This window comes from Candidatus Methylomicrobium oryzae (assembly GCF_016745425.1).
Lineage (GTDB): Bacteria > Pseudomonadota > Gammaproteobacteria > Methylococcales > Methylomonadaceae > Methylomicrobium > Methylomicrobium oryzae.
The window spans coordinates 184,466-197,588 of sequence record NZ_JAERVK010000007.1 but is presented as its reverse complement, the minus strand read 5'-3'; the positions used below and the strand labels follow the sequence as shown (position 1 = coordinate 197,588).

The 13,123-nt window shown below is 54.4% G+C and carries 11 protein-coding genes; 8 read left to right on the top strand and 3 right to left on the bottom strand.

Going from position 1 to position 13,123, the window contains the following annotated elements; translation table 11 throughout:
* The first annotated feature begins 172 nt into the window (after positions 1-172).
* A complete protein-coding gene (gene arcC / locus JJL52_RS09890; protein WP_202052246.1) occupies positions 173-1,105 on the top strand; it encodes a carbamate kinase in 933 nt (310 codons plus the stop codon).
* A gap of 565 nt (positions 1,106-1,670) precedes the next feature.
* On the opposite strand, the gene JJL52_RS09885 is transcribed toward arcC, so the two are convergent.
* Positions 1,671-1,997, bottom strand: coding sequence for a helix-turn-helix transcriptional regulator (locus tag JJL52_RS09885; protein ID WP_202052245.1), 327 nt, complete (start codon positions 1,995-1,997; stop codon positions 1,671-1,673).
* A 207-nt stretch (positions 1,998-2,204) separates the two neighbouring features.
* Here JJL52_RS09885 and JJL52_RS09880 point away from each other — a divergent pair, with 207 nt between their 5' ends.
* Positions 2,205-3,005 carry a putative bifunctional diguanylate cyclase/phosphodiesterase gene (locus tag JJL52_RS09880; RefSeq protein WP_202052244.1) on the top strand — a complete coding sequence of 267 codons (801 nt, stop codon included), beginning with the start codon at positions 2,205-2,207 and terminating at the stop codon, positions 3,003-3,005.
* A gap of 105 nt (positions 3,006-3,110) precedes the next feature.
* On the opposite strand, the gene JJL52_RS09875 is transcribed toward JJL52_RS09880, so the two are convergent.
* Positions 3,111-3,326 (bottom strand): transposase, encoded by a 216-nt coding sequence (locus JJL52_RS09875; RefSeq protein ID WP_436231521.1) that lies wholly within the window; start codon positions 3,324-3,326, stop codon positions 3,111-3,113.
* Positions 3,327-3,585: 259 nt separating this feature from the next.
* Here JJL52_RS09875 and JJL52_RS09870 point away from each other — a divergent pair, with 259 nt between their 5' ends.
* From JJL52_RS09870 to JJL52_RS21780, 4 genes are read left to right on the top strand one after another with little or no spacing between them, the layout of a single operon-like run.
* Entirely contained in the window at positions 3,586-8,922 is a 5,337-nt protein-coding gene (locus tag JJL52_RS09870; RefSeq protein ID WP_202052242.1) for a PAS domain S-box protein, read from the top strand.
* A 10-nt stretch (positions 8,923-8,932) separates the two neighbouring features.
* Positions 8,933-10,000 carry a response regulator gene (locus tag JJL52_RS09865; protein ID WP_202052241.1) on the top strand — a complete coding sequence of 356 codons (1,068 nt, stop codon included), beginning with the start codon at positions 8,933-8,935 and terminating at the stop codon, positions 9,998-10,000.
* Between the two features lie 27 nt (positions 10,001-10,027).
* Complete coding sequence (locus JJL52_RS09860) at positions 10,028-10,285, top strand: alpha/beta fold hydrolase (RefSeq protein ID WP_202052240.1); 258 nt, start codon at positions 10,028-10,030, stop codon at positions 10,283-10,285.
* Complete coding sequence (locus JJL52_RS21780) at positions 10,254-10,457, top strand: alpha/beta fold hydrolase (RefSeq protein ID WP_436231518.1); 204 nt, start codon at positions 10,254-10,256, stop codon at positions 10,455-10,457. The genes JJL52_RS09860 and JJL52_RS21780 overlap by 32 nt, the downstream gene beginning before the upstream one ends.
* 111 nt (positions 10,458-10,568) lie before the next feature.
* Here the strand turns inward: JJL52_RS21780 and JJL52_RS09850 are convergent, their stop codons facing one another.
* Entirely contained in the window at positions 10,569-11,918 is a 1,350-nt protein-coding gene (locus JJL52_RS09850; protein ID WP_202052238.1) for a cyclic 2,3-diphosphoglycerate synthase, read from the bottom strand.
* A 346-nt stretch (positions 11,919-12,264) separates the two neighbouring features.
* On the opposite strand from JJL52_RS09850, the gene JJL52_RS09845 reads away from it, so the two are divergent.
* Entirely contained in the window at positions 12,265-12,579 is a 315-nt protein-coding gene (locus JJL52_RS09845) for a DUF29 domain-containing protein (protein WP_202052237.1), read from the top strand.
* A gap of 76 nt (positions 12,580-12,655) precedes the next feature.
* Positions 12,656-13,075 carry a cupin domain-containing protein gene (locus tag JJL52_RS09840; RefSeq protein WP_202052236.1) on the top strand — a complete coding sequence of 140 codons (420 nt, stop codon included), beginning with the start codon at positions 12,656-12,658 and terminating at the stop codon, positions 13,073-13,075.
* The last annotated feature ends 48 nt before the right edge of the window (positions 13,076-13,123 follow it).

Here is a 13,123-nt window from a genome sequence, read left to right as displayed (position 1 = left end):
TGGCTTTGCAAATGACGAAACCGGATGACAAAGCTCGCTTTGTCACTCCATATTAAGAGGCTTGGTTCCAGCTTATCTTGACGACATTGGGCCCGGGTCGATAGGCTTTGGTTTTGAATGCTCCTGCCGGATTTTCCGGAAAAACATGACAACTGCTGCGTCCAAATAAATTATGAGATTGATCATCGCATTGGGCGGCAATGCGCTGTTACGCCGCGACGAAAGACTAACACCCGAAAACCAGCGCCGCAATATTAAAACGGCGGTGGAGTCCCTGGCGCCGCTGGCCGGTGGGCATGATCTGGTTGTCACGCACGGCAACGGCCCCCAGGTCGGCCTGCTGGCGCTGCAAAGCGCCGCCGATAAGCCGGACGCAAGCTATCCGCTGGATATTCTCGATGCCGAGACGGAAGGCATGATCGGCTATCTGATCGAACAGGAGCTGATCAACGTATTGCCTTCGGATCGGCTTTGCGCCACGCTTCTGACCCAAATCGAGGTCGACCCCGACGATCCGGTCTTCCGGTCGCCCGGCAAGCCGATCGGTCCGGTTTATACGAAGGCCGAGGCCGAACGGCTGGCACAGGAGCGGGGCTGGCGCATCGCCAAGGATGGCGCGCATTATCGGCGCGTCGTGGCCTCGCCCTTGCCGCGCAAAATTTTGCAGATCGACATAATCAGGCTGCTGCTCGATCGCGGTGTCGTCGTGATCTGCGCCGGCGGCGGAGGCATTCCTGTCGTGCGCGACGAGCGGGGCCGTTTGCAGGGCATCGAGGCGGTAATCGACAAGGACCGGGCCAGCGCGCTGCTTGCCCGCGAGCTTGGTGCCGACGTGCTGATGATGCTGACCGACGCCGATGCGGTGTACAGGGATTGGGGAACGCCGGAAGCCCGCGCGTTGCGCGTCATTCCAGCCGTCAAGGCCCGGCAGATGGCGTTCGCTCCCGGTTCGATGGCGCCGAAGATCGCGGCGGCCTGCGAATTCGCGGAAACGACCGGCGGTACGGCCTTTATCGGGCAACTGCGGGATGCGGCCGCGATTCTGGCCGGTACCGCCGGCACGCGCATTTCTCCGCAAATCGACGGTATTCGCGAGTGGGATTAATGCCTCTTTTGATAGTGTGCTGGAAAAAGACGTATATTAGCCCGACCTGGATAATAACTGTTATGCACCCATGGAGGATTCCCATGCCATTTCCCCCGGAAGAACGTAAGGCCTTGCTGGGCGTGAAAGGTGTTGGTCCTATGGTGGTGGCTCGCCTTGAACAAATGGGGGTTTGAATCACTGGCCCATCTGAGCAAAGCCAATGCACCGGATATCGTTTCCCAAGCCTCGGTTATCGTGGGCTCCTCGTGTTGGAAGAACAGCCCACAAGCTCGTGCTGCTACCCAGGCTGCAATTGCATTGGCACAGTCGCGCCATGCGCCCGGTAAGGCGGATTCGCCGCTAGGCAATCCGCCATCGCTTTGAAGCCTGTTGGCGTTTTGCTCTCGCGAAAAAGCCCTACAGCTCTACAGCTCTTTATTGGAGCAAATCCAAGTCCAGATTTAGCACGAAAATCAATAGATCAGATAATTGCAGCCGCCAAACAGTCAGCGCTCAAGAGTTGGCTTCCTTTTTAGGCTCATCCCCATGTGCTCCTGCGGAATAGGGGAGCGCAAGCAGTTTGTCACTTATCTTGGCGCAGGTGATCGCAAGTAAGCCTGATGAGGTCAATGACGAAGGCTCTGTTGGCCTCGTCCAGTTCCGCGAGCCATAAGCTCAGCATCGATGCCTGATCGTCGGGTTGCACCGATGTTTCAGTCAGTAGTTCACCGACACCTACTTGCAGGATGCGACTGATCTTCTCCAGGGTCACTAGAGAAGGCAGCGTTGCCCCTCGCTCGAAGCGAGAAATAGTTTCAGTGTCCACGCCAACGCGCTCGGCCAGATCGGCCTGAGTCCAGTTCCGCGCTTTTCTCAATGTGGCAATCTTCGCTCCCAAGCGCGCCGCCAAGGATTTCCGTGACTCCATTTATAGACCTTATATGCTGATTAATTTTCAACAAATAGAGTTGACTTGTTTGGTTGGATATGCCAGAATCCAATCTGTTGTTAATCAACAGATTGGATTGATACATAAATTAATTGGGGCTTTACCTAGTTTCTCGGGGGGACGTTATAGTGAAAATATCCCAAACTTACTTCATTTTTCGATTTAGAAATGAACAAGCGCCATGAACATCATTTGGTCATGGAACGCGAACTACGCAAGGCGATAGAAGAAGAGCAATTTTTGGTTTATTACCAACCGCAAGTCGATTTAAACACTGAGCAAATTATCGGCGTTGAAGCTTTGATTCGTTGGCGGCATCCGCAACGCGGCATGATTTCTCCTGCCGATTTTATTCCCGTCTCGGAAGAATGCGGTTTAATCAATTCGATAGGCGAATGGGTGTTGCGGCGGACTTGCGAAGACATGAAATCATGGCAACTGTCGGGCTTTGCGCCGCTTAAAGTATCGGTCAACTTGTCTTTGCGCCAGTTGCAGGAAGGTGCGCTGTTTAACAAAATCAGTAACATTCTTGCTCAAAACGGCATTGCCGGCAGCCGATTGGAATTGGAGTTGACCGAAAGCGTGATGATGGATAATCATGCCGTCATGCTGAATTTTATGAAGCAATGCAAGGATTTAGGCATTCATTTCTCAATCGATGATTTTGGTACCGGTTATTCGTCGCTGAGTTACTTAATGAAATTGCCGCTGCTGGATAAGTTAAAAATAGACCGTTCATTTATTCAGGAACTTTCTGGCAACAATGACGCAAGCATCCTCGTTAGTGCGATGGTCAACATGGCGAAAAGTTTGCGCTTGGAGGTTATTGCCGAAGGTGTGGAGACTCAGGAACAGTTGAATTATTTACGACATTGCGGTTGCGATTCGGTGCAGGGATTTTATTTCAGTCCGCCTGTCAGCTATGGCGAATTGACGCGATTGTTAGCGCAAGAGGTATTGTCCGCATGAAGAAATTAGGGCATTTCTCTCTTAGTTAGAAGCATAGCCTGCATTTTCGAAATAGTGTTGGCATTCCTCGGCCTGAATTTCATTTAGCAGTGTGCCGAGGGTCTGCTAAAGCTGATCGATGGTCTGTTCCGCGGCTTTGCACAGCAGGGCTTTGATTTTCGCGAATCCCTGTTTGATCAGGTTCAGATCCGGGCTATAGGGTGGCAGGTATTTCAAAGTAGTCCCATACGCTTCAATAATGGCTTCGACCTCGGCCACCTTATGGGCTGGCAGATTGTCACAGATCACGCTATCGCCGGGTTGTAACCCGGTAAGGCGGATTCGCCGCTAGGCAATCCGCCATCGCTTTGAAGCCTGTTGGCGTTTTGCTCTCGCGAAAAAGCCCGACAGCTCTCAGGTTAAATAAATTTACAGAACGGTTCGTCGATAAATTTGCCGATGCTGCTTATACTTGCTTTTGGCATACAACGCTCGTATAAGCATTCAAGTGGAAAATGAATGTGTACTTTACCGCGAATTGAGGCCGAGGGATGGCTGGCGTAGTCCGAGCTTCGCTATCCCAACCTGAAACAAGAGACTTATGAGTTTATTTAGCAAATATCTGCGAATTCTGCGCCTCACCCACCCTGCACTTGTTCCGGTCCTGGCAACACTCGTCCAATACAACTTTATAATAAATAGTCCGCCCTGGTTATTACTTTATCCCTCGGTGTTTGTCTGCGCTTGGCTGGAAGGGCTTTGGGGGGGCGTCATCGCCACAATCGTTTCCACTTTGTTGGGCGTGTATTTTTTCATCCCGCCTTATCACAGCTTTGAATTAAGCGAATCCAAATACATTGTTTTTAGCTTGGTATTCAGTACGATGGGGATCATGTTCGGGCTGGTTTTCGAGCGGCTCAGGCGCAGCCAAGCATCTCTCCAAGTGCTGGTAGAGCAAGGCAGCAAAACCGATCAGGAACGCTTGGCGTTAGCACTGGCTTCATCGCATGCGGGCCTTTGGGAATGGGAATTGGCAGGCAACCGTATTACCTGGTCGGACACGCTGCGTCAACTGTACGGTGTAGAACCCTCCTTGCCATCCAGCTACGAAAACTGGGCGAGCACTGTCCATGCGGATGACTTGGCCGAAGTCGAAGCCCACCTCTGGGATGCAGTAAAACATGAACAGGATTTCAACGTCGAATGGCGGGTAGCCAATCGCCCTGAAAACCAGTCGCGTTGGTTAATGTCGAACGGTAAGCCGGTGCGCGATATGGACGGCAGAGCTGTTGCCTATCGCGGGATCATACTGGACGTTACCGAGCGCCGCCAACAGGAACAAGCCTTGCGCGATAGCGAACGCGATTTTCGGCAGTTGGCCGAAGCTGTGCCGCAAATCGTCTGGATTACCCGGCCCGATGGCTGGAACATTTTCTGTAACCAGCAGTGGACCGCCTATACCGGTTTGACCGTAGAGCAAAGCTACGGTCACGATTGGATTATTCCATTTCATCCCGAAGATCAGCAGAAGGCCTGGGATGCCTGGCAGAATGCTGTCCATCACCAATCCTCCTATTCACTGGAGTGCCGCTTGCGGCGTTACGATGGCGAATACCGTTGGTGGTTGGTCCGTGGGGTACCGGATCGAGATGCCCAGGGCGTGATCCGAAAATGGTTTGGGACCTGTACGGATATTCACGATATGAAGCGTGCTGAGCTGGCTTTAAAAGAATCCGAACAGCGTTATCGCCAATTGTTTGAAGCCAATCCATTGCCGTTATGGATTTGTGACTCGCAAACCCAAGCGATTCTGAATGCGAATCAGGCAGCGACGGCCAGCTACGGTTATAGCCGCGACGAATTTGTGGCGATGACCAGCAAAGATCTCGAGTCGCCAGATGCGATCATGCAACAGCAAGCCAAACAGGACAATGCGTCAAACCCACATCTCCATAAGATATTCAATCACTTGGGCATCGTCAGGCAACACCGGCGCAAAAATGGCAGTGTCTTCTGGGTAGAACTCAGCCAACAGTGCTTGCAACTCAACGGTCGCCCCATCGATGTCACTCTGGCTCGAGATATTTCCGAGCAATTGTTGGCCGAACAAAAGCTGCAAGAAAGCGAAGCTCGCTGGCAATTTGCGCTGGAGGGGAGTGATCAAGGGGTATGGGACTGGAATGTGACCAGCGGCGAGGTATTTTTTTCCAGGTTATGGAAGTCCATGCTGGGATTTGGCGACGCAGAAATAGCCAATTGTTTCGGGGAGTGGCAGAGGCGCATACATTCGGATGATCTAGATAGAGTCATGGCTGCGGTTGAGCAATATCTTAGTCAAGAGACCGACACATATCAGATCGAGCATAGACTCAGACACCGCGATGGCACTTATCGCTGGATTCTCGCCCGCGGCATCGCCATTGATCGCGACCAGCGCGGTAAACCGACGCGGATGATAGGCATTCATCAGGACATCACCGCGAACAAGAAAATCGAGCAGGATCTGTTGGAAAGCCAGGCCAAGCTGAGTTTATTTATTCAGTACGCGCCGGCGGCGCTGGCCATGTTCGACAGGAACATGCGCTATCTGGCGGCCAGCAATCGCTGGCTTGAGAACTACCATCTGCAAGACCAGGCATTCATTGGCCGCTGTCATTATGACGTGTTCCCTGAAATCAGCGAGGATTGGAAACAGATTCATCGTCAAGCCTTGTCCGGCGAAATTATCAAAAACGATTCCGATTGTTTCGTTCGTAGCAACGGCGAGCAGCAGTGGTTGCGTTGGGAGGTCAGACCCTGGCTCACCAAGCTCGGTGAAATCGGCGGCATTGCTATTTTCACCGAGGATATCACGCAGCAAAAACACACGGAAAACGAACGCCAGCGCTGGGCCGATGCTTTTCAATATTGCGCGCAGGGCATCGTGATCGGCAATCCCAAAACCAATACCATCGAATTTTGCAATCCTGCCTTCGCCAAGCTGACCGGACACGCATCGGCGGCAGACTTGCAGGGTTTGCCGATTCTGGAACTGTATCCCGAGGAGCGGGTTGATGAAGTAATCCGGCATTTGGAGGACGTTGACCGATTGGGTCAAATTCGTTTCGAATCAAAATATCGCCGGGATGATGGTTCACAGCTTGACGTTCAAGTGGATCTCGTCAGCGTCAAGGATATTGATGGCAATCTGTTGTACCGGGTGGCGACGGTGCAGGACATTAGTCAGCGCAAACGCGACGAGCAGACGCTGTTATTGCAAAGCAGCGCGCTCAATGCCGCGGCCAATGCCATCATGATCATCGATGCCGTTGGGGTAATTGAATGGGTCAATCCGGCTTTTTCGGTGCTAACCGGTTACAGCAGCGCCGAATCGATCGGTCATCGCATGGATCAGTTGCTTAAAACTGATATCACCAGCCAAGAGGCTTTCCAGGCAATGCTGGAGTCGATGAGGCAAGGTAAACTCTGGCAAGGCGAACTGGTCAATCAGTGCAAGGACGGGAGTTTTTATACTGAAGAGCAGACCCTTACCCCGGTGTTCGATAGTGAACAGTGCCTCCAACATTTTGTCGCAATCAAACTGGACATCAGTCGGCGTAAACGCAATGAGTTTGAGCTTGAGCGTCACCGTTACCACTTGCAAGAATTGGTGCATGAACGTACGGCAGAATTGGAGCAAGCGCGGCTGGAGGCGGAACGTTTGTCAATGGTCAAGACCCGTTTTTTGGCGAACATGAGTCACGAAATCCGCACGCCCATGAATGCGGTGCTGGGCTTCTGTCAGTTGTTACAACAGCGTGCACTTGACAGGGAAAGCCAAGCCCTGGTCGAGAAGATACACCATGCGGGTAACACCTTGCTGAACATCATTAACGACATTTTGGATTTCTCCAAAATCGAGGCCGGCAAGGTCGATATAGAATCTGCGCCGTTCCATCTGCCCGAGCTGTTGGATAACTTAGCCTCGCTGATGATGACGCTCGCTCGTGACAAGCACCTGGAATTGATCATCACGCCACCGCCGAACGTCGACGGTGTGCTGGGCGACCGCCAACACTTACAGCAGGTGTTGACCAATCTGCTGGCCAATGCAATCAAATTCACCGACCAGGGCGATGTGGAGTTATGCATTGATCTGATTCAGGCAGGAAGCGATCAGGAACGTTTCCGCTTCCGGGTGCGGGATACCGGGATCGGGATCCCACGCGAGAAACAAGCCGAAATCTTCTCGGTTTTCAGCCAAGCCGACAGTTCCATTACGCGCCGCTTCGGCGGCAGCGGTTTGGGCTTGGCTATCAGCCGCCAGCTCGTGGAATTGATGGGCGGAAAGCTGGAGTTGACGAGTGTGGAAGGCGTGGGCAGCGAATTCAGTTTTGAATTGCCATTGCCGCGTGTTGTAGCTGTAGAGCCTTCCTCGAGCCAACTCGTAGCACTGCGTTTGCTGGTAGCGGATGACAGTGAGCAGGCGCTCGCGGCGTTGGCCAACATCATCAACAGTCTCGGCTGGCAGGCCGAGACTGTTGCTTCCGGGGAGGCTGCCCTGTCTCAGCTGCTGGCTCAGCGGGATCGAGCCATTTCCTACGATGCGATATTGCTGGATTGGCAGATGCCTGATCTCGATGGCTTGGTGACCGCGCGACGCATGCGCGAGGCGTTAGCGCGCGATGAGGGGAGGGCCGGGACCGCTCCCATCATTATTATGGTTACAGTTGCCGATCGTGAGATTGTATTGGCCCGACCGGAATCAAAGTATGTCAATGCGGTGTTGAGTAAACCCCTGACGGCATCGGCTTTATATAACACGCTTGCGGAAATCATTGGGCGACGTCCCGTTTGTCTCCAATCACGAAGCCCGCATCAAACGAGCGCCCAGATGCCGACCCTTCACGGCATCAATGTGCTGGTGGTGGATGACAGTGAGATCAATCTGGAATTGGTGGAAATCATCCTGAAAAACCAAGGGGCGCTCGTCAGTTTGGCGCGGGATGGTCAACAGGCTATAGATTGGCTGAATGCCCATCCGGACAAGGTGGATATCATCTTGATGGATGTGCAGATGCCGGTGATGGATGGCTATTCGGCTACGCGAATACTGCGCCGAGACCCTCATTGGCAAACCCTGCCAATCGTGGCGCTGTCGGCGGGCGTATTTGAAGAGGATATAGCGCTGGCACGCGCCGCGGGTATGAATGATTTTGTCAGCAAGCCTTTCAATGCCCATCATCTGCTGACAATCATTCAGCGTTTGACCGGACACCCGTTGCAGCAGTTTAAATCGGATGAAGCTAAATTCTCGTCTGGCTTAACGCCGAGACTACCAGCAGACGAATCCAAGAGTGAGGAATGGCCCGCTATCGCCCTGGACGAGGCGCGGCAGCAGTGGGGCAATGACCAGGTCTATCGCCACTATTTGCGCCAATTTGTCGAGCACTATGCGGCCTGCGGCACCCACCTCGCCCAATTGATCGCCGAAGGCGATTTGCCGGAGGCTGTTGCTTTGGTCCACAAACTCAAGGGGGCTGCCGGCTCCTTGGGGCTGAAAGGCGTCGCGGTGGCTGCCCAAACGCTGGAGACGGCCTTAAGACAGAAAAACTTTCGCGCGCCTATGATCGAGTCGCTGCAATCGGGAATCGATCAGACCGCTGCGGCGATCGCGGATTGGACGGCGGAGACGGCCGTGTCATTGGCAAACGCGGCCGAGCCGCTGGAGCCTGCGAATTCCGAAGCGTTGGTCGAACTGTTGCAACAACTCTTGCAAGCGCTCGATCAGGACAACCCGGCCGTGGCCAAGCCGGTGTTGGCAAAATTGCAGAATCGATTGCCGGAAACGCAGTTAGCGGATATTCAAGCGAAACTGATGATGTTTGATTTTCGCGCAGCGGAAGTGTTAACGTTAGCGGTATTGGACCGGATTCAGGCTAACCCTAACCCCAAGTGAGAGTAATAGCATGCCCCACCGACCTATTTTGATCGTTGACGATGAACCGGTTAATTTAGCCAAATTGGGCCAGATTCTTGAGCCCGACTACCGTCTGGTCTTTGCCAACAGCGGCACGGAGGCCCTCAAAGCCGTGGCCAAACATTGCCCCAGGCTGATATTGCTGGACATTAACATGCCGGATATGGACGGTTACACGGTGTGTCGGCGCCTGAAGGCGGATCCCAATTTTGATAGTATTCCGGTGATCTTCGTCACCGCGCTGGCTGAAATGGGCAGTGAGCAAGAAGGCTTTGCGGCCGGTTGTGTCGATTATCTGATCAAACCGGTTTGCCCGGAAATTGTCAAAGCACGGGTTAAGACTCACTTATCCTTGGTGCGCGCCGCCCAGTTGGAACAGAGTTACCGGGAAGCCGTGTTCATGTTAGGGGATGCCGGTCATTTCAACGATAGCGATACCGGGGTGCATATCTGGCGGATGGCCGCTTATTCCCGCGTGTTGGCAAAAAGCTGGGGATGGGATGCGGATCAATGCGGCCTGCTGGAACTGGCCGCGGCTATGCACGACATGGGCAAAATCGGCGTGCCCGATGCGATTTTGCGCAAACCCGGCGAGCTGGATCCGGAGGAACGGGCCGTCATGCAGTCGCATACCCGAATGGGGTATGCAATCCTGTCGAAAAGCCAGGCACCGTTGTTTAAAATGGCAGCCGAGATTGCGCTGCGGCATCATGAAAAATGGGATGGCACCGGGTATCCCGACGGCTTGGCCGGCAAAGCCATTCCGGAATCGGCCCGGATTGTGATTATTGCCGATGTGTTTGATGCGCTGTTCATGGTAAGGCCTTATAAGCAAGCCTGGCCGCTAGACCGTATATTGAGCTACATGCGCGAACAAGCCGGCCAAATGTTTGATCCTGAGTTAGTGGCACATTTTTTCAAGGTTTTGCCCTCCATTCTGGAGATCCAGAACCAATGGAGTAACCGGGAGACAACGGGCGATTTATCATGGGATACCCAATCATCATTAAAATGGGCCGTTGATAATCGCAAAGGCATTGCATCAACTCAAACATGAACGGTTGGTAGGGCGTAGTTGTAGTGAATGTTTAGAGAGTATGACCCCATTCAAAAAAATGCCGTGACCGTTACCGGTAAACTGGATGCCGCCGCAACGATGGTGTTCATCCCCGGTTTTGGTACGGACCAAAGCGTATGGGGAGATGTTGCCGGTGCCTTTGCCGATGCGTTCCGCACGGTGCTACTCGATAATGCCGGTACCGGCCGTTCGCTGCGCGAATACTTTATTCAGTCGCATTATCCGAACTTGAATGCCTACGCCGACGATGTATTGGATTTGTGAAGTCTTGGGTGCGCGTGAAATCGTTTTGGTGGGCCATTCCCTTGGCTCCATGATCGCAGCATTGGCGGCGAACAAAAATCCATCGGTCGTAGCCGGGGGGGAGGCTCCGCGTTATTTGAATGCTGTAAGGGCCGTAGGATACGCTGAGGAACGAAGCGTTCTGTCGAGTTAACGCTCATGATTGATACCCTGAAGGGCACTCGATACGTCTCCTGTCGGCACATTCTGCGAGCTCTGCCTCCCGCATCCGGGCAGTCGTATCAATATGCGCCGACACTTGCTTTTAAGCCGAAAGTAGCTTTTTGTCTTTCAGAAAACGGTCGATCAGACCGCTCAGTGAGGGCTCGCCTATTTCCGCGAATTCATAGCCGGCACGGACAACCGGTTTGTCGATGGCGATCAGCGCCGCCAAGTCGCACGGCGTTGCGGCGATTACCGCGTCGGCCGAAGCGGCATTGATGGTTTCCTGCAAGGCGCGCAGCTGCCGCGGATGATATCCTACGGCCGGCAGCACCTTCCCGATATGGGGATAACGGCGATACAGGTCGGCGATTTCCCCAGTTGCGAAGGCGCGCGGATCGACGATCTCTGCAGCCCCGGCTTCCGTTGCCGCGACATAGCCGGCGCCGTAGGCCATACCGCCGTGCGTGAGGGTGGGGCCGTCTTCGACCACGAGCACCCGTTTGCCCCTCACCTTTTCCGGTTCGCTCAGTTGCACGACCGATGCCGCGTGCAGGATCGGCGCGCGGTGATTCAGGCGCCGAGCCGCTTCGGCGACCCGCCGCACATCCGCCTCCTTCGCCGAATTGACCTTGCCGATCAGCACGATGTCGGCCATCCGCAAGACTGTTTCGCCGGGATGGTACGAGTCTTCATGTCCGGGCCGCAAGGGATCGGCCAGCACGATCAGCAGATCCGGATGTACGAAAGGAAAATCGTTATTGCCGCCGTCCCACAGAATGATGTCGGCCTCCCGTTCGGCGCGTGCGACGATCTCGGCGTAATCGATCCCCGCGAACACCGTATTGCCCAAGGCCAGGTGCGGCTCGTATTCCTCGCGTTCCTCGACCGTGCAATCGGCTGCATCGAGATCGGCGCGGCCGGCGAAACGCTGCACCGCCTGTTTTTCCAGGTCCCCGTAAGGCATCGGATGCCGGATCACCGCGGTTTTCAGTCCATGCACCTTCAGCCGTTCGGACAGCCAGCGCGTCGTTTGCGATTTGCCGCAGCCGGTGCGCACTGCGCAGCAGGCGATCACCGGCACCGAGGCCTGCAACATCGTCCGCTTCGGGCCCAGCAGGACGAAATCGGCGCCTTGCGCGAGCGCGGTCGAGGCCGCATGCATTACCTCGCTGTGCGGCGCGTCGCTGTACGAGAAAACGATCTGGTCGATCCGGTACGTTTGGCAGAGGGATTCGAGTTCCGCTTCATCGACGATCGGAATGCCTTCGGGATACAGGGGGCCGGCCAGTGCGGCCGGATAGCGGCGGCCCGCAATGTCCGGAATCTGCGCCGCGGTGAAGGCGACGACTTCACTGGCCGGATCGTCGCGGTAAACGAGATTGAAGTTGTGAAAATCGCGCCCGGCCGCGCCCATGATCAGCAGCCGGGTGCGCCGTTCTGAAGTGCTCATAGAATTCTCGGCGGTTTGTCGATAAGACGTTCCCATTATAAATCCGGAGGGCATTGATTGGGATTCTCCTCAACGGGCTCAGGTATTTTGACCTGGCGATGGCCGCCATATCCGAATCTCCTTTCTGTCGGAAAAGGATTTTACCGGACAGCCGTTGCAAGCAAAATTTCGTTCGGATCATTAAACGAATAAGAGGAAGATTGATCGAAAAATTCGTCTGGTGCGGAATTTCCAATGGGTATCCGGCAGGCAGATTTTTTATAGCTTGATGCGGGAGCCAGCGGAATTTTATCGAGAGGCGCTTTGCCGCCGGTTCCGGCGAAGCCGCCGTGCGGGAGTAACGTGGATGGGAAGTAGTGACAAGCGGGCGCTTGAACAACGGTTGACCTTGTTGCTGGTGCATCTGCTCAAATGGAAATATCAGCCGGCGCGCCGGGGCCGCAGTTGGCAGGCGATTTTGGAAAGCCAGCGCGAGAGTGCGGCTTACATGCTGAAGGATAATTCAACCCTGAAACCGCAGCTCGGCCAGATGCTCCACCATGCTTACGCCAAAGCCTGCATGAATGCGGCCAGGGAGATGGGGATTGAGCAAGATGTCTTGCCCAGGAAATGCCCCTGGGAAATGTCTAAAATTCTGGACGAAGGATTTTATCCGGATTAGCGTTAAACTTACATCCGGATCGATTTACCGTTTCATTTTACCGTTCAGGCTGCCGGCCGGCTTAAGGAATACCGTCATGAAAGAGACCGTCAAGCGCTTCGATCCCGATCAGGAGTTCTATACGGATGAGAAATGTTTTATCGTCGAATTGTCGAATACGCCGGACGATCCGGCGGTATCGATCGCGCGGGCGCGTGTAGCGCCCGGCGTGACGACGCGCTGGCATCGGCTCAGGGAAACGGCGGAACGCTATGTGATTCTTGAGGGAAGGGGACGGGTCGAAATCGGCAGTCTGCCGCCACAGGATGTCGGTCCCGGCGATGTTGTGTCGATTCCGCCGTCCTACCCCCAGAGGATTGCCAATACCGGAGCAGGCGATTTGATCTTTCTTGCCGTTTGCACGCCTCGTTTTACGAGCGAAGCGTACGAAGACATCGACGGCGACCGGGCTTCGCGCCGGGCGGGTGCCGTATCGCCGGCGCTTCCGTCTAGGTAAGCCTGCCGATGCGCCGAACGCTTTTCGGCAAGCCTCACAAGCCTAATG